Genomic DNA, 21,654 nt, shown 5'->3' on the forward strand with positions numbered 1-21,654 from the left:
CCTTCCGACATGGCCTCCAGTCCTTCAAATCCATCGCTCAGGGCTGGGCCCTGAAAAATGTGTGAATCTCCTAGGGCCTCCGCCGGGGCGACGGGTTGTTCTAACGGAAGCGCGATCAATTGACACCTAAGCCCGGTCCGCTCAGCCTTCCGGGCGAAGGGGACTCGTCATGGTCGACCGCAAGCTGTTCTGTGCCGCTCTGTTCGGAAGCGTTATCGGCGGTCTGGCCGTCGGTGCGCTCCACGCCGCGGATATGCCCCCGTCCAAGGCCTATGTCGTCGCCGAGATCGCGGTGACCGATCCGGTGGGTTTCAAGACCTATGCCGACGCGACGCCGCCGGTGCTCGCGAAGTTCGGCGGAAACTATGTCGCGCGCGGCGGGAAGACCGTCGCGGTCGAGGGGGCGCCGCCGGCCGGGCGGATCGTGCTCATGGAATTTCCGAGCCTCGCTGCGGCGCAGGCCTATGAGGCGTCGCCCGATTATCGGGCGCTCGCGGATATCCGGCACAAGGCGGCGACGTCGCGGGTGTTCATCGTCGAGGGCGTGGGCGGAGGATCGGGGCTGAAGACGACGTCGTGAGCTTCTCGATCCTCCCCATGCGAAGCATGGGGAGGATCGAGAAGCTCAGAACCAGCCCCTGATTCCCGCCACCAGCGCGAAGCCGCCGGGGGTGTCGCCGGCGGCGCGGGCGAGGCGGGCGGTGGCGCCGAGTTTGCGGTCCCACGAGACGCCGACATAGGGGGCGAATTCGCGGGCGGTTTCGTAGCGCAGGCGCAGGCCGATCTCGGCGTTGGTGAGCCCCGTGCCGAGGCCGGTCGCGGGGATGCGCTGGGCGGACAGGTTGAGCTCGACGCGCGGCTGGAGGATCAGCCGCTGGGTGATGCGCTGGTCGTAATAGGCTTCGACCCGGCCGAGCAGATCGCCCTTGGTCGACAGAAAGGCGGCGGCTTCGACCTCGAACCAGTAGGGTGCCAGCCCCTCGATGCCGATCGTCGCGAAACTGCGGCCGGGGGTCGGGCGGATGTCGTGGCGGATGCCGGCCTGGAGGTTGAAATAGGGATCAATGGCGTGGGCATAGAGCGCCTGGACCTCGGCCGATTCGACCGGGCCGCGGAACTTGCCCTCGCCCTCGCTCTTGACGACGAAGCGATCGATGTCGCCGCCGAACCAGCCTTCGCCTTCCCAGCGATAGCCGCGGCCGTTCCCGACCTGGGCTTCGGCGAGGTTGACCATGATCTGGGCGAAGCGCCGGCCGCCGCCTTCGTCCTGCATCATCACGTCGCGCGACCGCGCCATCGCTACGGAGTCCCAATATATGTCCGCCAGATGCGGCATCGGCGGGACCGGGGCGGGGGCGTTGCCGGGGGGCAGGTCGGTGCCGGCCTTCTCGCCGGCTCCCATCGCCGCCATGTCGTGGCCTTCATGGTCGGCGCCCATGTCCATGTCGGGCATGGCGCCATGATCCATCTGACCATGGTCCATCGCGCTATGGTCCATCGTCCCATGATCGGCAGGGGGCTCGGGGGCCGTAGGCATCGCCATGCCCGGCATGGCGTGCATGCCGTGATCCTGCGCGAGCGCGGGGGGCGCGACGAGGAGCGCGGCGGCCAGCGCAAGCGATGAGCGGATCATGCCGCGTCTCCGCGCGGGCGGACGCTGACGATCCGCATCATCCCGGCGAGCATGTGGTAGAGCATATGGCAGTGGAACGCCCAGTCGCCGACCGCGTCGGCGGTGAGATCGAAGCTGACCTTCCCGCCCGGCTGGACCAGCACGGTGTGCTTGCGCGGGGCATGGTCGCCATGGCCGGTGACCAGCTCGAAAAAATGGCCGTGAAGATGGATCGGGTGCGCCATCATCGTGTCGTTGATCAGGTTCACCCGCACCCGCTCGCCCTCGACGAAGGCGAAAGGGATATGGGTGTCGGACATCTTCACCCCGTCGAACGACCACATGAAGCGTTCCATGTTGCCGGTCAGGTGGATGTCGAACTGGCGGCCGGGGGCGCGGATATCGGGGTTGCGGTCGAGCGCGATCAGGTCGCGATAGGTCAGCACCCTGTGGCCGACACCCTCGAGGCCCTGGCCGGGATAATCGGTGCGGTCGGCCGGCATCGGTGCGATCGTCTGGACGCCGGGACCTTTGCGGACCTGCGGCGCATTGGCGAAGTCGCGCATGCCCATCGAGCCTGCGCCCATGTCCATTGCCATGGCGCCATGGTCCATACCGGGCATGTCGGACATGTCCATCGCGCCATGGTCCATGCCCCCATGGTCCATTCCCCCCATCGCACCCATCCCCATGTCGGTCATGGTGGCGAGCGGGCGCGGGCGCAGCGGCGGGACCGGGGCGGTCATGCCCGCGCGCGGCGCGAGGGTGGCGCGGGCCATCCCCGACCGGTCGACGCTCTCGCCGACCAGGGTGAAGGCGCGGTCCTCGGTCGGGGTGACGATGACGTCATAGGTTTCGGCGACGCCGATCTGCAATTCGTCGACGGTCACCGGCCGGACGGCGAGCCCGTCGGCGGCGACGATCGTCAGCGGCAGGCCGGGGATGCGGACGTTGAAGCTGGTCATCGCCGCGGCGTTGACGATGCGCAGCCGCACCCGCTCGCCGGGCACGAACAGCCCGGTCCAGTTGTCGCGCGGGCCATGGCCGTTGACGAGATAGGCGTAGGCGGCGCCGGTGACGTCGGCGATGTCGGCGGGGTCCATCCGCATCGCCCCCCATTCGCGCCGTTCCTTGGCCGGCTGGTCGCGGCCGGCGAGCAGCCCGGCGAGGGTCTGGCGCTGATAATTATAATAACCGGGCTGGACTTTCAGCTTGCGGAAGATCGTGTCGGGGCTCTGCGCGCTATGGTCGGACAGCATCACGACATGGTCGCGGTCGCAGGCGATGCTATCGGGGCCGGCGGGGTCGATGACGATCGGGCCGTAGAGGCCTTCCTGCTCCTGGCCGCCCGAATGGCTGTGATACCAGTAGGTGCCGCTCTGCCGGACCGGAAATTCATAGACGAATTCGGCGCCGGGGGCGATGCCGGGGAAGGACACCCCGGGGACGCCGTCATATTGGAACGGCACCAGCAGCCCGTGCCAGTGGAGCGAGCTGTCGCGGTCGAGCGCGTTGATCACCCGCAGGCGGGCGGTCCGGCCCTCGCGCAGGCGGATCAGCGGGGCGGGGGCGGTGCCGTTGATGCCGATCGCGCGCGACGGGCGGCCGTCGATCGTCATCGTCTGGCGGGCGATCCGCAAAACGATCTCGTCGGTGGTTGCGGTCGGCGCGGCGAGGCCGGGAGCGATGGTCTGCGCCCAGCCGGGGTTCGCGCGGCCGAGCGCGAGGCCGGCACCGCCGAGCGCCGCGGCGCGCAGCAGGGCGCGGCGATCGAGCCGGGTTTCGGTCACATCGCCACCATGTACAGCGCCATCGCCACCATCATCAGATTCTCGGTGAGCGACACGAAACCGAGTGGCACCTTGCTCGACCCGCCGACGCAGGCGCATGTGATGTCGCGCCGGTCGATATAGACCGCCTTGACCACCGAGACGGCGCCGATCCCGCCGATGAACAGCGCGATCGGCGCCGACAGCCAGGGCAGGCGGCCGGCGGCCATCAGGAGTCCGGCGAGCGCCTCGGCAAAGGGATAGAGATAGGCATAAGGGACCCAGCGCCGGGCGAGCAGGTCATAGCCGAGGAACATGCTCGAGAAACGCTCGATATCCTGGAGCTTGAGGATCGCGAGCACGCACATGCTGAACGATATGAACCAGATCGCCGCCTGCGCGGTGACGGGCGCGCCGAGCCGCGCGGTGCTCGCGGCCAGCGCCATCAGCGCGGTCATCGCGAACAGGGCGATCACCGGGCGATAGCTGGCGGCGTTCGGATCATGGACCGGCTTGCCGAGGAAGCGGCGCAGATCGTCATGGCCGCCGATGCGGACGCCGTCGATGAAGATCTGCGGGGTGGTCTTCACCCCCTGTTCGGCCTTGAAGCCATCCGTTTCGGCGCGGGTGGTGAGCCGGCGATCGTCGACCGCATAGCCGTTGCTGCGCAGCAGATGGAGCGCCTTCACCCCGAACGGGCAGACATGGTCGGGCATCACCATGCGGTAGAGGGTGGCGGTTCTGGGCTTTGCGGGATCGGTCATTCGCGCTGTATAGCCGCCGTACCATGGTACGGAGTCAAGGCATGTCGGGAGCGATAACGATCGGGGCGCTGGCGAAGGCGGGTGGGGTCGGGGTCGAGACGATCCGCTATTATCAGCGGCGCGGGCTGGTGACCGAACCGCCGCGCGCCGGGGCGATCCGGCGCTATGACGGCGAGGATCTGCGGCGGCTGCGCTTCATCCGCTCGGCGCAGGCGGCGGGTTTCACCCTCGACGAGATCGGCGAGCTGCTGTCGCTCGACGCCTCGGAGGACCGGGCGCGGGCGCACGCGCTGGCGACCGCGCGGATCGCCGCCCTCGATGCGAAGATCGCCGAGCTCGAAGGGGCGAAAAGGTGGCTGGCGCGGCTGGCGGAGGATTGTGGGGGCGGCGTTGGAAAGGGGCCGTGCCCGATATTGACGGCGTTCGAGGGGGCGGGGGGATGCGGGGTGTCCGGCTGCGATTGAGCGCTGCCCCATAATCGTCGCTCCAGCGCAGGCTGGAGTCCATGTCTCTCTCCTCCTGAGATGGCATTTCCTGTCGAACGAGACATGGCTCCCAGCCTTCGCTGGGACGACGTGCAGGGGATGTACCTCTCCTTGCTCCGCTTGCTATGCCTCGGCCATGCCCAACCGACGGATCATGCTCACCGGCCTTGGCGCGCTCGCGGCGGCCGCCCTGCTTCCTCCACCGACCGCCGCCGCGCGGCCGGGCTGGCGCAAGCCGCCGCGGCTGCGGCCGGGGGACGTGGTCGGGCTGGTCGAGCCGGCGGGGTTCACCGACGACGGGTATGACCTCGATGCGGTCAAGGCGTCGATCGTCGCGATGGGGCTGGTGCCCAGGCTCGCGCCGCATCTGATGGCGCGCAACGGCTATCTGGCGGGAAGCGACCGCGACCGGGCGGCCGATCTCCAGGCGATGTACGCCGATGACGATGTGCGGGCGGTGTTCGCGGTGCGCGGCGGCTGGGGCTGTGCACGGATCCTGCCCTATCTCGATTTCGCCAGGATCGCGAAGACTCCCAAGCTGCTGATCGGCTTCAGCGACATCACCGCGCTGCACCTCGCCTTCGCGGCGCGAGCCGGTTTCACGACGATCCACGGGCCCAATGCGGCGAGTTCATGGGGCAAGCTGTCGTGGGATTCGTTCCGCGCGGTGGCGTTCGACGCGCAGGCGCCGCGCTGGCCGATGCCGGTGGGCGGCGAGGACCGGCTGGCACAGCGGATCGGGGTGCCGCGGGTCTTCGGCCCGGGCAAGGCGCAAGGGCGGCTTCTCGGCGGCAATCTGACGGTGCTGTCGGCGCTGGTCGGCACCCCCTATCTGCCCGATTTCACCGGCGCGATCCTGTTCATCGAGGATGTCGACGAGGCGCCGTACCGGATCGACCGGATGTTGACCCAATTGTCGCTCGCCGGGATATTGGGGCGAGTGAAGGGGGTGGTGTTCGGCCAGTGCACCGACTGCAAGGCGAGCGGGCCGTCTTATGGCGGCTTCACATTGTCCGAGGTGCTCGCGCAACATCTGGCGCCGCTCGGGGTGCCGGCGTTCCAGGGCGCGCTGTTCGGGCATGTCGCGAACCAGTATAGTTTGCCGGTGGGGATCGCGGCGGAGATCGACGCCGAGGCGGGGACCATCGCGATGCTGGAGAGCGCGGTGGGTTGAGCGATATAGGTGTTTCAAACTGCCGCATTCGCCTCTCTTGCGGGCATTCAATCGATGGTCGATGCTGGGTGCATGCCCTTATACCGATTCATGATTCACGGTAGCGACCCATGTGCATCCGAGGGGGAGCGCGGCTTCTATACGACCCGCCATGCCTATGCTGCCACACAAGCCAAGGCAGCCAACAAGGTGCTACGCCGTCTTGAGCACGAGTTCACACAGGGCGCTTCTGCTTCGATTTGGCGTAGCGATACTCCGATCATGTCAATCGAAGACGCTTGGCGGATTGGGTTTCATCAGCTTCTAGCCGCGCCGAACAAGGGAAGCACTTTCTACAGTCCATGACCGGCAGCTAGCCGCCCATTCAGCCGTTTATCAGTCCCAGATGTGCAGCCTCTGCAACCGGCGTTAGCGGTCGCCTTTCCCCGAACCAGCCCGTCAGATTGTCGACCACCAACTGCCCCATTGCGGCGCGGGTGTGGACCGAGCCCGAGGCGATGTGCGGGAGCAGCACGACATTGTCGAGGTCGACCAGCGCCTGCGGCACCTGGGGCTCGTGCTCGTAGACGTCGAGGCCGGCGGCGAGGATCGTGCCCGAGCGCAGCGCGGCGATCAGCGCGGTCTCGTCGACGACGCTGCCGCGGGCGACGTTGATCAGCACGCCGTCGGGGCCGAGCGCCTCGAGCACCGTCGCGTCGATCAGGTGGCGGGTGGCGGCGCCGCCGGGGACGATCGCGATCAGCACGTCGGAGGCTTTGGCGAGGCCGAGCAGGGTCGGGTGGCGGGGCCAGGAGACATCGGGCTGGGGATGGCGGCCGTGCCAGGCGATCGCGACGTCGAAGCCGGCGAGACGGCGGGCGATCGCCTTGCCGATCGCGCCGAGGCCGACGATGCCGATCGTGCGGCCGCGCAGGGTCGGCGAGAGCGGGAAGTTGGCGGCGGGCCAGCGGCCGTCGCGCAGATAGCGGTCGGCCTGGGGGATGCGGCGCAGGGTCGCGAGCAGCAGGCCGATCGTCAGGTCGGCGACCTCGTCGTCGAGCACGCCCGGGGTGTTGGTGACGATGATCCCGCGGCCGGCGGCATAGGCGGCGTCGACATTGTCGTAGCCGACCCCGAAGCTCGCGACGATCTCGAGCGCGGGCAGCTTGTCGAGCAGGCGCGCGTCGACCCGGCCGTAGAGGGTGCTGGTGGCGACCCCGCGGATGCGCGGGCCGAACTCGGCGAGGAACGCGTCGGGGTCGGGGGCTTCCCAGAGTCGGTGGAGGGTGAAGGCGGCGTCGAGCGCGGCGACGACCGACGGCAGCATCGGCGCGGTCATGAGGATGTCGATTCGGTCCATGGCGTCCGGCTATAGAGGCTGGGCGGGCGATGCGCGCGGGGCGTCGTCGGGTTTGGGGCACGGGGTGCCGCCGGGGGCGGACGAATAAGGCATAGTGTCCCGACATTAAGGGGTGCTTTACAGGAGTAAGGCACCGGGGCATGTTCGGGGAAATTTCAGGGGCCGAATATGCTGGAAATCCGCGATCTCACCCATGTCTATGCCAATGGCACGCGCGCGCTCGACGGGGTGACGCTCGACGTGCCGCGCGGGATGTTCGGGCTGCTTGGGCCGAACGGCGCGGGCAAGTCGACGCTGATGCGGACGATCGCGACGCTGCAGACGCCGACATCGGGGACGATCGTCTTCGACGGGCTCGACGTGATCGCCGAGCCCGAGGCGCTGCGGCGGACGCTGGGCTATCTGCCGCAGGATTTCGGCGTCTATCCGCGGGTGTCGGCCTATGACATGCTCGATCATATGGCGGTGCTCAAGGGCATCGGCGACCGCGCCGAGCGCAAGGCGGTGGTCGAGGCGCTGCTCAACCAGGTCAATCTGTGGGCGGTGCGCAAGAAGGCGCTGGCGGGCTTTTCGGGCGGGATGCGCCAGCGCTTCGGAATCGCCCAGGCGCTGATCGGCAATCCGCGGCTGATCATCGTCGACGAGCCCACCGCCGGGCTCGACCCAGAGGAGCGCAACCGCTTCCTCAACCTGCTCGCCGAGATCGGCGAACAGGTGGTGGTGATCCTGTCGACCCACATCGTCGAGGACGTCGCCGATCTCTGTCCGCTGATGGCGGTGCTCGCGGGCGGCAGGATATTGCTGCAGGGGGCGCCGGTCGCGCTGATGGCCGAGAGCCGCGGCCAGGTGTGGCAGAAGGTGATCGACCGTAGCGAGCTCGATGCGCATGCCGCGGCGCATATGGTGATCTCGACCCGGCTGTTCGCCGGCCGCACGGTGATCCATGTCCTGTCGCCGACCTCGCCCGGCGAGGGGTTCAGCCCGGCCGAAGGCGGGCTCGAGGACGTCTATTTCTCGACGCTCGCCGCCTCGCGCCGCGCGGCCTGAACGGAGACGCGCGCATGTTCGCCAAGATCGCGGGCTTCGAGTTCCGCTACCAGCTCCGCAACCCGGTCTTCTGGGTGACGGTCGGTATCTTCTTCCTGCTGACCTTCGCGTCGATCACGATCCCGCAGGTGCAGATCGGATCGGGCGGCAACACCCACAAGAACGCGCCTTATGCGATCGTCCAGATCCACCTGATCTGGAGCCTGTTCTTCATGTTCGTGACGACCGCCTTCGTCGCCAACGTCATCGTCCGCGACGACGAGAGCGGATTCGGGCCGATCGTGCGGACGACGCGGATCACCAAGGCCGCCTATCTGTTCGGGCGGTTCGCCGGCGCCTATGGCGCGGCGCTGCTCGCCTTTCTGAGCGTGCCGGCGGCGATCGTCGTCGGATCGTGGATGCCGTGGGTCGATCCCGACACGCTGGGGCCGAACCGGATCGGCGACTATGCCTTCGCCTTCTTCGTGTTCGCGGCGCCGAACATCCTGACGACATCGGCGCTGTTCTTCATGCTGGCGACGGTCACCCGGTCGATGATGGCGACCTATGTCGGGGTGGTCGCCTTTCTGATCCTGTTCTTTCTGGCGACCGGCGTGCTCGGCAAGCTGCCGCAGTTCGAAACCCCGCTCGCTTATGGCGAGCCGCTCGGTTTCGGCGCGTTCGAGCTGGCGACCAAATATTGGACCGCGACCGAACGCAACACGCTGTTGCCGCCGCTGACCGGCATCTTCCTGTGGAACAAGGCGCTGTGGATGGGCATCGCCGCCGCGTCGCTTGCCGGCGCCTTCGCGCTGTTCCGCTTCGGGGTGAAGGGGAAGAAGCCATCGAAGAAGCAGGCGCTCGCCGAGCTCGCCGATGCCACGCCGCCGCAAATGCCGGCCGGTCCGCTGCCGGCGCCGCGCTTCGATGCCGTCACCGCCCGCGCCCAGCTCGCGGCGCGAACCCGGATCGAGTTCGTCCAGGTGTTGAAGAGCCCGGCCTTCGTCGTGCTGATGGCGCTGGGCCTGCTCAACGCGATGGGATCGCTGCTGTCGCCGGGCGACCTGTTCGGTACCGAGGCGCTGCCGGTGACGCGCGAAGTGATCGACACGCTGCGCGGCGCCTTCGGCATCATCCCGCTGATCATCGCGATCTATTATTCGGGCGAGCTGGTGTGGCGCGAGCGCGACCGCAAGACCCATGAGATCATCGACGCGACCGCGCTGCCCGACTGGGCGTTCGTGGTGCCCAAGACGCTGGCGGTGATGCTGGTGATGCTGTCGGCACTGGCGATCAGCATGGTCGGCGGCATGTTCGCCCAGCTGATCCGCGGCTGGACCCAGTTCGAGATCGGCCATTATCTGCTCTGGTACATCCTGCCCGAAGCGATCGACTTCACCCTGCTCGCGGTGCTGGCGGTGTTCGTCCAGGCGCTCTCCCCGCACAAGTTCGTCGGCTGGGGCATCATGGTGCTCTACCTGATCGCGACGATCACGCTGACCAATATCGGCTGGGCCGACAATCTCTACCAATATGGCCGCGGCCCGCAGGTGCTGATCTCGGACATGAACGGGCTCGGCAAATTCTGGATCGGGGCGAGCTGGTTCCGGCTCTATTATGGCGCGATCGCGCTGGTGATGCTGGTCGCGGCGCATGTGCTGTGGCGGCGCGGCACCGAGACCCGGCTGATGCCGCGGCTTCGCCGCGCGCCGCGCCGGCTCAAGGGGACCGCGGGCCTGATCGGCGCAGCGGCGCTGCTGGTCGCGATCGGCACGGGCGCGTGGATCTATACCAACACCCATGTCTGGAACGACTATCGCACCGGCATCGACGACGAGCGCTGGGCGGCCGATTATGAAAAGGCACTCTACCCGTTCCACAGCGTGCCGCAGCCCGAGGTGACCGACGTCAAGCTGGTGGTCGACGTGCGGCCGCATGTGCCGTCGCTGCGCACCCGGGGCAGCTATCGGATGGTCAACCGCACCGCCGCGCCGATCGCCGAGCTCCATATCCGCAGCGCCAGCCGCGATCTCGAGATCGTCCGGCTCGACATAGCGGGCGCGACGCTGAAGCGCGAATGGCCGCGCTTCGGCTATCGCATCTATCGCCTCGCGACCCCGCTGGCGCCGGGCGCGGCCATGACGGTCGGCTTCGAGACGCTGCGCGCGCAGCGCGGCTTCCGCAACGCCGGCAACGAGCGGCGGGTGGTCGACAACGGCACCTTCGTCAACAACAGCGAATTCGCGCCGCAGATCGGCATGACCCGCGACGCGCTGCTGACCGATCGCACCAAGCGGCGCAAATATGGGCTGCCGCCCGAACTGCGCCCGGCCAAGCTCGAGGATATGGCGGCGACGCGCTTCACCTATGTCGGCCATGCCGGCTGGGTGAATGCCGACATCACCGTGATCACCGACGCCGACCAGACCCCGATCGCGCCGGGCAACCGGGTGTCCGACGTGACCGCGAACGGCCGGCGCACCGCCCATTTCGTCACCGACGCACCGGTCCTCGATTTCTTCTCGGTGCAGTCGGCGCATTATCAGGAGAAGCATCGCCGGCATGGCGATGTCGACCTGGTGGTCTATTATGACGCGCATCATCCGATGAACGTCGACCGGATGCTCGACGCGCTGGCGGCGGGGCTCGATTATTACGAGCCCAATTTCGGGCCTTATCAGTTCAAGCAGGCGCGGATCATCGAATTTCCGGGCTATGAACGCTTCGCCCAGGCCTTTGCCGGGACGATGCCCTATTCCGAGGCGATCGGCTTCATCGCCGATCTCTCGGACCCCGAGAAGATCGACTATGTCACCTATGTGACCGCGCACGAACTGGGCCATCAATGGTGGGCGGATCAGGAGATCTCGGCCGACATGCAGGGCGGGACGATGCTGGTCGAGACGCTCGCCCAATATTCGGCGCTGATGGTGATGGAGAAGAAATACGGCCCCGACCGGATCCGCCGCTTCCTCAAATATGAGCTCGACCGCTATCTGCGCAGCCGCGGCGGCGAGGCGATCGAGGAACTGCCGCTCTACCGGGTCGAGGACCAGGGCTATATCCATTACCGCAAGGGTTCGCTGGTGATGTATCTGCTCAAGGACGAACTGGGCGAGGCGAAGGTCAATGCCGCGCTGCGTCGCTTCCTCGCGCGCTTCCGCTTCAAGGGCGCCCCCTATCCGCGCTCGCTCGACCTGATCGCCGAGTTCCGCAAGGAGGCGACCACCCCGGCGCAGCAGGCGCTGATCACCGACCTGTTCGAACGGATCACCCTGTACGACCTCAAGGCGCACGACCCGAAGGTGACCAGGCGCGCCGACGGCCGCTACGACGTGGCGATGACGGTCGACGGGAAGAAGCTCTACGCGACCGGCAAGGGGGTCGAGACCGAGGCGCCGATGGCCGAGGCGATCGAGGTCGGGCTGTTCACGGCGATGCCGGGGCGCGCGAGCTTCGACGCGAAGAATGTCCTGTCGATGCAGCGGGTGCCGATCCGCTCGGGCAGCCAGGTGCTGCACTTCGTGACCGCGAAGGCGCCGACCTATGTCGGGGTCGATCCGTATAACAAGCGGATCGACCGGAACTCGGACGACAATGTCGTGGCGGTGGAGTGAATGAGGCTCCGGCCGCCTGGTGAATTAGCTATGGCGTCCCCGCATCAGAGGCGGAAGCCGGTGGAGACCGCGTAGGCGAGGGCGGCGGCCAGGGCGATGCCGGTCAGGGCTTTCCACGGGGAGGCGCCGAGGGGCTCGGCAGTGTCGCCGGCGGCGATGCGGCGGCGGCCGTGGATCATCGGGGCGATCAGGTTCTGGCGCAGGGCGATGAGGTAAGCGAGGATCGCGAGGATGTGGAGCGCGACGAGGCCGAGCAGGATGTTGAAGATCAGGCCGTGGATGTCGGCGGCGGTGCGGCCCTGGTCGAAGCTGACATAGTCGGCGAGCGGGCCCGATTCGAGGCCGTCGACATCGACCGCGAACAGGCCGGCGACGACCATCGCGCCGAGCGCCGCGAGCATCAGCACCACGCTCCAGCCGCCGATCGGGTTGTGGCCGGGGCCGGGCCGGTAGGGGCGCCGGCCGAGGCTGCGCAGATAGGCGAAGGCGGTGCGCGGACCGCGCAGGAAATGGCTGAAGCGCGCGGTGCGGCCGCCGGCGAAACCCCAATAGAGGCGGAAGACCACCAGCGCGAGGATCGCGTAGCCCGAGCGGCGATGCCAATCCATGTCGTGCTGTTCGCCGCTCCACCAGGAGAAGGCGAGCAGCGCGACGAGCAGCCAGTGGAACAGGCGGACGGGCAGGTCCCAGATGGGAGCGCGGCGGGGCTGCGTAGGGGCTTCGGCGGGCGGCATCGAGGGCTCCGGGCGGGTGTGCAGAATGTCGACGATGGTTCCGGCCTCGAGGTCGGAGACCCCTCCACCACCCTGCGGGTGGTCCCCCTCCCCATCTGCGATGGGGAGGATCTAGTGGGTCAATTGTCGGCGCGGTAGGCGCGGTGGCAGGCGGCGCAGGTGCCGCCGGTTGCCTTGGCCTGGACGCGGATCGCGGCGATGTCGCCGGTGGCGGCAACCGTCTGGAGCTTGGCCGATTCGGTCAGCAAAGCGGTCATCTTGGCGTCGAAGTCGGCGCGGCTGGTCCAGATCGCCGGCAGCGCGTCGGTGGGGACGCCGGCCGAGGCGCCGCTGCCGGCGGGGAACAGCCGGGGCTGTTCGCGCGCGGTGACCGCGACGGTGCGGGCGGCGTCGAGGATCACCGGCTTGGCCGGGGCGTCGGTCTTGAGCTGGTCGTTGAGCGCCTTCATCGCCGCGCCCATCTTCTTGTAGCCGGCCTGGCGCGCGGCGACCGCGGCCTTGCCGGTCGGCGCCGGCGCCGGGGCGGCGGCGAGCGGGCCGGTCATCGCCAGCGCGGGGACGATTATGGCGAGGGCGGCGGCGAGCAGGATCCGGGCAGGGCGTGGTGCGATCATCTTGGGTCTCTTATGGCTGTTTTGGGGACGAGCGGCGGCCGGGATCGGCCGCGGTGAGCTTGAGCGGTTCGCCGGCGGGAAAGACCTCGAGGAAGATCGTCCTGACCTCGGTCAGGCCGTCGGCGGCCATCGCGGCGGCGGTGACGCCGCGCTTGCTCTTGATGTCGGGGCGGGCGCCATGCGCGGCGAGCAGGCGCAGCATCGCGCCGAGTTCGGGGGTGACCCCGCCGCCGACGAGGAGGTGGAGCGCGGTCAGCCCGCGGGCATTGGCGACATTGGCGTCGGGGGCGATCGCGAGCGCCGCCTCGAGCGCCGCGGCGCTGCCGCCGCGGGCGGCGGCGAGGACGATGTTGGTGCCGTCCTCGGCGACGAAACGCGGATCGGCGCCGGCGGCGAGCAGCAGCTTCATCACCCCGGCATGGCCGGCCGCGGCGGCGAGCAGCAAGGGCGGGGTCGGCGGCACCGGTGGCGGCGGCATGCCGAAATTGGCCTCGGTCACCCAGTGGATCCGTGACGGGCCGGTGAGCGCATTGGGATCGGCGCCCTTTGCGAGCAGCAGCGCGACGAGCGCGGTATCGCCGCCCTCGGCGGCGGCGTGGAGCAATTGTTGGCCGGTGCGGTCGCGCTCGGCGAGGTCGGCGCCGCGTTCGACGATCAGGGCGGCGGCGGCATAAGCATGCTGGTAGAGCGCGAGCTGGGCGGCGCTGGTGTTTTCGGGACCGCGATAGTCGCTGCGCGCGCCGGCGGCGAGCAGGGCGGCGACCGCGGGGGCGGCGCCGCTCTTGATCGCGAAGAACAACGGGGTGAAGCCGGCCTTCGTCACGCGATTGGGGTCGGCGCCGGCCTTGAGCAACAGGGCGATCGCCTCGACCCGACCGGCGGCGGCCGCCCACATCAGCGGGGTCTGGCCGCGGCTGTCGGGACGGTCGGCGGCGGCGCCGGCGGCGAGCATGCGCGCCACCGCATCGGCGGGGCCGAAGCGCGCGCAGACCATAAGCGTGGTGGTGCCGTCGGGGCGGGCGGCGCGGACATCGGCATGGGCGTCGAGCAGCTTCGTCACGATCGCGGGATCGCCGAGTTCGCAGGCGAGCGCGAGCGGGGTGACCCCGTCGATATCGGCGACGCTGGGTCTGGCGCCGCCGGCGAGCAGCGCGGCGACGAGATCGGGATTCTGGGTGTCGACCGCCCAGCCGAGCGGAGTCGCGCCGAAGGCGAGCCGCTGGTTGGGGTCTTCGCGGCGGTCGAGCGCGGCCTGGACGGCGGCGACGTCGTTGGCGCGGATCGCGCGAGGGAGGGCGTCGGAGGTGGCGTGGGCTGGGGTGGTGAGGAGGAGGGTAAGGGCCAGTCCCTTCATCGTCATCCCGGCGGAGGCCGGGATCTCGTGCGGATATCGCGCGCGCTTGCCGACTGAGATCCCGGCCTCCGCCGGGATGACGTGTGGGGCGGCGTCCGGGTGTGTGTTTGCCCGCCTAGGCATCGGTGAGTTCCTTGAGCGGACCCGTGCTGTCGCCGAACGCCGTGTCGGGCACGTCGAGGACATGGAGCGCGGCGAGGAGGAGGTTGGACATGGTCGTGCCCTTGGGCACCGCGATGTGGCGGTCGCCGGGGACGAGGCCGCCGGCGACGATCACCGGCAGGTTCATATGGTCATGCTCGTTGGGGTCGCCGAACGCCGAGCCGCGCAGCACCAAAGTGCGGTCGAGCAGCGAGCCCTCGCCGTCCTTCACCTCGCCCATCCGACGCAGATAATACGCGAAATAGTCCATATGGTGGCGGTTGATCCGCCCGAGCTTGGCGATCTTCTCCGGGTTATTGCCATGGTGGCTGAGCATATGGTGCGAATCGGGGACGCCGATCTCGGGATAGGTGCGGTTGCTGAGCTCGCGGCCGATCATGAAGCTGCCGATGCGGGTGATGTCGGCCTGCATCGCCAGGACCTGGAGGTCGATCATCATCCGGACATGCTCGTCGAACGAGTCGGGGATGCCGGCGGGGCGTTCGAGGCCGGCCGCCTGCGGGCCCGCGGTCGAGGTCGCGGCCTTCTGGATGCGCTTTTCGATGTCGCGGGTCGCCTCGAGATATTCGTCGAGCTTGTGGCGGTCACCGGCGCCGAGCTGGTCCGACAGGCGCGCGGTGTCGGCCATCACGAAATCGAGGATGCTCGACTGGCGGCGGAGCTGAGCCTGGCGGCTGGCGGCGTCGAGCGCGTCGCCGTCGCCGAACAGCCGTTCGAACACGTCGCGCGGATTGGCGGTGACCGGCAGCGGCACGGTCGGGTTCCGCCACGAGATGCCGTTGGTGTAGGCGCAGCTATAGCCGATGTCGCAGCTGCCGAGCAGGCTCGCCTGGTCGATGCCGAGTTCGAGCGAGCTAAGCATGGTCGCGTCGCCGAGATGGCGGGCATAGACCTGGTCGACCGAGATGCCGCAGCGAATGTCGGTGCCCTCGGTCTGGCGGACATGGGTGCCGGTGAGGAAGGCCGGGCACGAGCGGCCATGGCCGGCGGGGCGGTCGCCCATCGCCGCCGCCATCGGATGGCCGAGGCCGCTGATCACGCTGATCGCCGCGCGGTGCGGGGCGAGCGGTTCGAGCGTCGGCGGCAGCGCGAAGCCCTTGCCGCGGGTCGCGGGCAGGAAGCCGTCCATCATCATGCCGTTGGGCGAGTAGAAGATCTGGAGGCGCTTGGGCCGGGCGGCGAGATCGGCGGCGTGCGCGGCGGGCATCATCGCTTCGAGAAAGGGCAGGGCCATTGTCGTGCCGACGCCGCGCAGCATCGTCCGACGGCTCAGGGGCTTGCGCAAAATCCTCATCGGGCCGGCCTCATTTCGGGGGCGTCTTTCGCAGGGTGAAGGGATCGCTGGTGGCGATGCCGCGGACGATCGTCTGGATGCGGTAGCCGTCGGCGGCCGCGGCGCGGGTGATGGTGCGGACCGCGGGCATGTCGCGCGCGCCGACGCCGCGGGCGAGCGCATAGGTCAGCAGCCGTTCGGTGAAGGCGGCGGTGAATTCGTCCTTGCGCGCCATCAGCACCGCCTGGAGCCCGGAGAGGCCGGCGAACTTCATCCCGTCGGGCATCGTCGCAGAGACGTCGATCGGCTGGCCGGCATCGGTGCGGCGGAAGCCGCCGATCGCGTCGAAATTCTCGAGAGAGAAGCCTAGCGGGTCCATCTTGACGTGGCAGGCGGCACAGACCGCGTTGGTGCGGTGGAGTTCGAGCTGCTCGCGCGCGGTGAGCAGCCGGCCGTCATGATGGTCCTGCAGCGCGGGGACGTCGGGCGGCGGGGGCGGCGGCGGCGCGGCGAGCATATTGTCGAGGATCCACTTGCCGCGCTTCACCACCGAGGTGTGGTTGCCATAGGAGGTGACGGTGAGGATGCTCGCCTGGCCGAGCAGGCCGCCGCGGTGCGACGCGGGGTCGAGCGCGACCTGGCGGAAGGCGGTGCCGCTGACCCCGGCGATGCCATAATGTTCGGCGAGCCGCTGGTTGAGGAAGGTATAATCGGCGGCGATGAAATCGAGCACGCTGCGATTGCTGCGCAGGACATGGCCGAAGAACATCTCGGTCTCCTGCGCCATCGCCAGGCGCAGGCGGGTGTCGAATTTCGGGAAGACCGCGATGTCGGGGCGCTGCTGGTCGAGATTGCGCAGATAGAGCCACTGGCCGGCGAAGTTGCGGGTCAGCGCGTCGGCGCGCGGATCGGCGAGCATGCGGCCGACCTGCGCCTCGAGCCCGGCGCGGTTGCCCAGATCGCCCTTCTCGGCGGCGGCGAGCAGCGCTTCGTCGGGGATGCTGCTCCACAGGAAGAAGGACAGGCGCGAAGCGAGTTCGAGATCGGAGACGCGGTGGACGCTGCCGGGGGCCGCGCCCGCCGGGTCCTGTTCGACGAGGAACAGGAAATGCGGCGAGACCAGGATCGCCTCGACCGCGGCCTCGACGCCATGGTCGAAATCGGAGGCGGCGCGCTCGGCGGCGTAGACCCGCATCAGCGGGGCGAGATCGGCGTCGCCGACCGGGCGGCGATAGGCGCGCCGCGCGAGGGTGGCGACGATGCGGCGGGCGCAGTCGGCCTCGGCCGAGGCGCGCGCCGGCCGGCACAGGAAGATGCGGTCGCGGCTGGGGGTGTTGCCAGCGCCGCGCGGGGCGAACGGGCCGCTGATGTCGATCTGGAGGACGTCGCGCGGGAAATTGGCCTGCGAATAGCGCGGCGACATCCGGTAGGACGGGACCTCGATCGTCCGCACCCGCACCCCGTCGACCGACAGGTCGAGCGGCAGCATCACCGGGGCCGCGGTCGGCACCGGCACCTTGTCGAGATCGTTGCGCAGAGTCTGGACGCTCTCGTCGGGGGCGAGCCGGCGGCGGAAGGACAGGCCGATCCGGTGCGAGCCGGCCTTGAGCGGCACCCGGATCGCGACGCGATCCTCCTTGAGCCGGTCGGTCTCGTTGTTGGTGTTGGCGTTGAGGAAGGCGGCGACCTCGTAGGTCGCGTCGTAGCGGGCGTAGAAGGGCACCGCGCCGCCGCCGCGCGAGCCGAGCGGCAGCTCGTCGGAGGCGCGCTCATTATAGGCGGGGCGGCCGCTGTTCATCACCGAGCCGTCCTTGGGCAGCTCGAACGAGGTGGTGAAGGCGCGCGGCGAGGTGAGTCCGGTCGCCATCCGGCCGATCTTGCCGGCGACCGCGACATAGCGGTCCATCAGCGTCGGCGAGACGCTGAGCACGTCGGCGATATTGTCGAAGCCATAGCCCGAATTGTCCTGCGGCAGCTCGCGCGCGACATCGACGTCGAGCGCGAGCAGGTCGCGCACCGCATTGGCATATTCGACCCGGTTGAGCCGGCGGATCGTCGCGCGGCCGGGATCGGGATGGGCGGCGGCATAGGCGTCGAGCGAGCCCTGGAGCCACTGGACGAACGCCGCGCGCATCGCCGGATCGGGCTGCGGCTTGTTGAGTGGCGGCATCTCGCCCTGGCTGGTGCGGCGCAGGATCTTCTCCCACGCGTCGGCATGCTCGCCGATCAGCAGGTCGGCGCCGCGCAGATCGTCGATCGACAGGTTGGCGACCTTGTCGTCGTCATTGTGGCAGCGCGAACAATATTGGTCGAGCAAGGCGGGCGGGCCGTTGGCCGAGGCGGGACGGGCGGCCGGCGGGAGTTGCGGGCTGTCCTGTTGCGAGCGGGCGCCGACCGAGAGGAGGGCGACGGCCGCGCTCAACGCGAGCGCGCTGCTGCGAAGAAAACGCCGAGTCACTGCACCGAGTCCGATCCCCCTGGTCGAACCTCTCCGCGAAATTTTATTGTCGTTGGCGCGAGCCTATCGGCCGGCAGCGTGCCCGTCCATTGCCGTGAAGTGGGCAGGGGCGACGCAAAATGCGAACACTTTGGGGTGGCGGGCGGCTTCGGGCGGCCGAATTAGATATGGTGCCCCCGCATTAGGCAGGCTGCCAGCCATAGCGGGTGTCGAGTTTGGAGAGCTGGCTGGTGAAGCCTTCGAGCTGCATGCCGGTGGTGGCGAGGTCGTGCATCTGGCCGAGGGTGACGATCATCCGGACCCGGCCGTCGGGCTGGGGCAGGAAATCGACCGCGATCCGGCTGTCATAGGGAGCGACGCCGGGGAGGAAGTCGATCGTCTGGACGAGCAGCAGCCGCCGGTGGGGCTCATATTCGGCGAAGCGGCCGCGGCAGGGTTGCGACAGCGGAGCGCCCATATCGTTCATCGCCGCGATCGCCGCGGGGGTGTCGGCGACCATGTCGTAATGGAGCGCGCCGCCCAGGCGCGCTTCGATCCGGTGGACGTCGGCGCGGAAGTCCTGGGGGCCCCACCAGGATTCGAAACCGTCCCTGGTGGTCCACAGCGCCCAGAGATCGGCGAGGTCGGCCCGGTAGGTCCGCTCGACGACGAGGCGCGATTCGATGGGGTCAGTCATGGTCGGTCCTTCCTTGCTGGCGGGCCTCGAGCGCGGCGCCGAACCGGTCGAGCCGCGCTTCCCAGAGTGTGCGATATTGCGCGAGCCAGGCGTCGAGTTCGCGGAACGGGTCGGGCTTCAGCGAATAGAGCCGGCGCTGGCCGTCGGGGCGCATCGCGACGAACCCGGCCTCGTGGAGGATCCGCAGATGGCGCGACACCCCCGACTGGTGGATGCCGATCTCGTCGACCAGATCGTTGACCTGGCGTTCGCCGCGGGCGAGCGCCTCGACCATGCGGCGGCGGGTCGGATCGGACAGGGTCTGGAAGGCGTCGAGTTGCATGAACATGTATATGCATATTCATGCATATGTCGTCAATCCGCGACCTTTGAGCATGATGGTTTTGCGCCTGCCCAATATTAGCCCCTCCCTTTCAAGGGAGGGGTTGGGGTGGGTCGCGAGCGAAGCGAGCGTCTACGCCCGCACCAAGGGCGCCTTCAGCGGCGTCGAGCCGCTTCAGTCGCACCCCACCCCAACCCAGTTTGGCAGCTCTTTGTCCTGTCCGGGGGACAGGGCTGCCGCCAAACTCCTGAAGGGGAGGGGCTTAAGAATTTAAATCATCATGCCTTAACTCACGATCTCGGCCGGTTGGTCGATGATCCCCGATTGCCGTTCGAACAGCGCGCGGTAGCGGCCGCCCTCGCGGGCCAGCAGCGAAGCGTGATCGCCATCCTCGACGATCGCGCCGCGATCGAAGACGAGAATGCGGTCGAGCGCGCGGACGGTCGACAGCCGGTGGGCGATGACGATCGCGGTGCGGCCGACCAGCAGCCGCGCCATCGCCTGCTGGATCAGCGCCTCCGATTCGGCGTCGAGGCTCGAGGTCGCCTCGTCGAGGATCAGGATCGGCGCGTCGGCGAGGAAGGCGCGGGCGAGCGCGACCCGCTGGCGCTCGCCGCCCGACAGCTTGACCCCGCGCTCGCCGACCAGGGTGCGGTAGCCGCGCGGCAGCGCCGCGATGAAGTCGTGCGCGTTGGCGAGCCTGGCCGCCGCCTCGATCTCGGCCTGGGTCGCGTCGGGGCGGGCATAAGCGATATTCTCCGCCAGGCTGCGGTGGAACAGGATCGGTTCCTGCGGGACGATCGCGATCTGCCGCCGCAGCGATATCTGGGCGGCGTGGGCGATGTCCTGGCCGTCGATCAGCACCCGGCCGCCGCTGACGTCGTAGAGCCGCTGGACGAGCTTGACGAAGCTGGTCTTGCCCGAGCCCGAGCGGCCGACCAGCCCGACCCGCTGGCCAGCCGGGATCACGAGGTCGAGATCGGTGAACAAGGGGTTGGTCTGGCCGCCATAGCGGAAGGCGACATGGTCGAAGCGGATCGCGCCCGCCTCGATCCGGATCGGGGCGGCGTCGGCGCGGTCGGCGATGCCGAACGGTTCGTGGTGGAGGCGGACGAGATCCTCCATCTCGTTCACCGCGCGCTGGAGATGGTGCACATGCTGGCCGACGTCGCGCAGATAGCCATGGACGACGAGATAGGTGGTCAGGACATAAGTGAGGTCGCCGGCGGTGGCGCGGCCCTGCCACCAGAGCGCGAGCGCGGTGGCGGTGACGAGGGTCCGCACCAGCCAGAGCAAGGCGAGCTGGCCGGTGCCGCTATAGGTGTGGCGCATCCAGGTGCGCGCGGTCCGCCGGCTCCATTTGCCGACGACCGCGCGCAGCCGCGCATCCTCGCGCGATTCGGACGCGAACGCCTTGACCACCGCGTTGGTGCCGATCGCGTCGGCGAGGACGCCGCCGATCTTGGTGTCCCACTGGTTCGACAGCCGCGAGGCGGGGGCGATGACGCGGGTGGCGAGCGCGACGGTCAGCGCGACATAAGCGAGCGAGCCGAGGGCCATCACCAGTCCCATCACCGGCCAATGCGCGGCGAGCATCAGCATCGTGCCGACCAGCACCACCACCGACGGCAGCAGCGCGAGGATGATGACGTCGTCGAGCGTGTCGAGCGCCCACATGCCACGGGTGATCTTGCGGACCACCGAGCCGGTGAAGCTGTTGGCGTGCCAGTCGGTCGAGAGCCGCTGGACACGGTGGAAGGCATCGGCGGCGACGTCGCGCATGATGCCGAGGGTGAGCGGCACCACCCCCCACCAGGCGAAGTGGCGCAGGACGACCATCGTCAGGCCGAGCGCGGCCATCGCGACGAAGGCGGCGAGCGCGGCCGGGCGGCCGGCGACCCCCTGCCCGAGCGCGTCGATCAGCCGGCCGGCATAGAGCGGCACGAAGATCTCGGTGACGGTCGCCAGCGAGATCGCGGCGCCGATGCCGAGGACGAGCGGCAGCCGCCGCCGCCAATGGTGGAAGGTGAAGGCGAGAACGAGACGCATCGCGCTCGGACCGCTGCGGGCCGTCGGTTCGGTCATGTCGTGCTGCACGCGGGCGCGTGCACCTCTGTTGGGAATGTCAGGTGGGACGAAAAAGGCGACCGGTGGGTCGCGGGCCGATCAGGGTCGGCGATATCCCCGAACACGGGGAAGGCGTTTGCCGGATGCCGTCATCTATGCCCTCCCTGGTTCGCTGCGTCGCGGTTCGATAGCAGAAGTCGCGATCTGG

General features: G+C 68.8%; 17 protein-coding genes. 5 read left to right on the plus strand and 12 right to left on the minus strand.

What is annotated here, in order from left to right:
• The first annotated feature begins 169 nt into the window (after window positions 1–169).
• On the plus strand, window positions 170–580 hold the full coding sequence (locus AC1RM6_RS28435; RefSeq protein ID WP_493107665.1) for a DUF1330 domain-containing protein: 411 nt from the start codon (window positions 170–172) through the stop codon (window positions 578–580).
• A gap of 45 nt (window positions 581–625) precedes the next feature.
• On the opposite strand, the gene AC1RM6_RS28440 is transcribed toward AC1RM6_RS28435, so the two are convergent.
• The 3 genes from AC1RM6_RS28440 to AC1RM6_RS28450 are packed head-to-tail and all read right to left on the minus strand — an operon-like array spanning window position 626 to window position 4,145.
• Window positions 626–1,633: a copper resistance protein B gene (locus tag AC1RM6_RS28440; RefSeq protein ID WP_493107667.1), complete on the minus strand. Its 1,008-nt coding sequence runs from the start codon at window positions 1,631–1,633 to the stop codon at window positions 626–628.
• Complete coding sequence (locus tag AC1RM6_RS28445; RefSeq protein ID WP_493107669.1) at window positions 1,630–3,402, minus strand: copper resistance system multicopper oxidase; 1,773 nt, start codon at window positions 3,400–3,402, stop codon at window positions 1,630–1,632. The genes AC1RM6_RS28440 and AC1RM6_RS28445 overlap by 4 nt, the downstream gene beginning before the upstream one ends.
• Window positions 3,399–4,145: a MauE/DoxX family redox-associated membrane protein gene (locus AC1RM6_RS28450; protein ID WP_493107671.1), complete on the minus strand. Its 747-nt coding sequence runs from the start codon at window positions 4,143–4,145 to the stop codon at window positions 3,399–3,401. Before AC1RM6_RS28450 ends, AC1RM6_RS28445 begins: the two co-directional genes overlap by 4 nt.
• 41 nt (window positions 4,146–4,186) lie before the next feature.
• Here AC1RM6_RS28450 and AC1RM6_RS28455 point away from each other — a divergent pair, with 41 nt between their 5' ends.
• Entirely contained in the window at window positions 4,187–4,609 is a 423-nt protein-coding gene (locus AC1RM6_RS28455; RefSeq protein ID WP_493107673.1) for a MerR family transcriptional regulator, read from the plus strand.
• A gap of 157 nt (window positions 4,610–4,766) precedes the next feature.
• The gene (locus tag AC1RM6_RS28460; protein WP_493107675.1) at window positions 4,767–5,804 is read left to right on the plus strand and encodes a S66 peptidase family protein; all 1,038 of its coding nucleotides are present in this window, start codon (window positions 4,767–4,769) and stop codon (window positions 5,802–5,804) included.
• Window positions 5,805–6,168: 364 nt separating this feature from the next.
• Here the strand turns inward: AC1RM6_RS28460 and AC1RM6_RS28465 are convergent, their stop codons facing one another.
• Window positions 6,169–7,143, minus strand: coding sequence for a 2-hydroxyacid dehydrogenase (locus AC1RM6_RS28465; protein WP_493107677.1), 975 nt, complete (start codon window positions 7,141–7,143; stop codon window positions 6,169–6,171).
• A gap of 168 nt (window positions 7,144–7,311) precedes the next feature.
• Here AC1RM6_RS28465 and AC1RM6_RS28470 point away from each other — a divergent pair, with 168 nt between their 5' ends.
• Window positions 7,312–8,190: an ABC transporter ATP-binding protein gene (locus AC1RM6_RS28470; protein WP_493107679.1), complete on the plus strand. Its 879-nt coding sequence runs from the start codon at window positions 7,312–7,314 to the stop codon at window positions 8,188–8,190.
• A 14-nt stretch (window positions 8,191–8,204) separates the two neighbouring features.
• Window positions 8,205–11,786 carry an ABC transporter permease/M1 family aminopeptidase gene (locus AC1RM6_RS28475; protein WP_493107681.1) on the plus strand — a complete coding sequence of 1,194 codons (3,582 nt, stop codon included), beginning with the start codon at window positions 8,205–8,207 and terminating at the stop codon, window positions 11,784–11,786.
• 44 nt (window positions 11,787–11,830) lie between these two features.
• Here the strand turns inward: AC1RM6_RS28475 and AC1RM6_RS28480 are convergent, their stop codons facing one another.
• The 8 genes from AC1RM6_RS28480 to AC1RM6_RS28515 all read right to left on the minus strand — a co-directional run bounded on the left by AC1RM6_RS28480 (window position 11,831) and on the right by AC1RM6_RS28515 (window position 21,464).
• Complete coding sequence (locus tag AC1RM6_RS28480; protein WP_493107683.1) at window positions 11,831–12,520, minus strand: cytochrome b/b6 domain-containing protein; 690 nt, start codon at window positions 12,518–12,520, stop codon at window positions 11,831–11,833.
• Window positions 12,521–12,639: 119 nt separating this feature from the next.
• Complete coding sequence (locus AC1RM6_RS28485) at window positions 12,640–13,134, minus strand: c-type cytochrome (protein ID WP_493107685.1); 495 nt, start codon at window positions 13,132–13,134, stop codon at window positions 12,640–12,642.
• A 10-nt stretch (window positions 13,135–13,144) separates the two neighbouring features.
• Window positions 13,145–14,488: an ankyrin repeat domain-containing protein gene (locus tag AC1RM6_RS28490; protein ID WP_493107687.1), complete on the minus strand. Its 1,344-nt coding sequence runs from the start codon at window positions 14,486–14,488 to the stop codon at window positions 13,145–13,147.
• A 115-nt stretch (window positions 14,489–14,603) separates the two neighbouring features.
• On the minus strand, window positions 14,604–15,944 hold the full coding sequence (locus AC1RM6_RS28495) for a DUF1552 domain-containing protein (protein WP_493107689.1): 1,341 nt from the start codon (window positions 15,942–15,944) through the stop codon (window positions 14,604–14,606).
• Window positions 15,945–15,954: 10 nt separating this feature from the next.
• Complete coding sequence (locus AC1RM6_RS28500; RefSeq protein ID WP_493107691.1) at window positions 15,955–18,345, minus strand: DUF1592 domain-containing protein; 2,391 nt, start codon at window positions 18,343–18,345, stop codon at window positions 15,955–15,957.
• Window positions 18,346–18,562: 217 nt separating this feature from the next.
• A complete protein-coding gene (locus tag AC1RM6_RS28505; RefSeq protein ID WP_493107693.1) occupies window positions 18,563–19,057 on the minus strand; it encodes an SRPBCC family protein in 495 nt (164 codons plus the stop codon).
• Window positions 19,050–19,385, minus strand: a complete 336-nt coding sequence (locus tag AC1RM6_RS28510) for an ArsR/SmtB family transcription factor (RefSeq protein ID WP_493107695.1) — start codon at window positions 19,383–19,385, stop codon at window positions 19,050–19,052. The genes AC1RM6_RS28505 and AC1RM6_RS28510 overlap by 8 nt, the downstream gene beginning before the upstream one ends.
• A 279-nt stretch (window positions 19,386–19,664) precedes the next feature.
• A complete protein-coding gene (locus AC1RM6_RS28515; protein ID WP_493107697.1) occupies window positions 19,665–21,464 on the minus strand; it encodes an ABC transporter ATP-binding protein in 1,800 nt (599 codons plus the stop codon).
• Window positions 21,465–21,654 lie beyond the last annotated feature (190 nt).

Source organism: Rhizorhabdus sp. GW822-FHT03C02 (assembly GCF_058801765.1).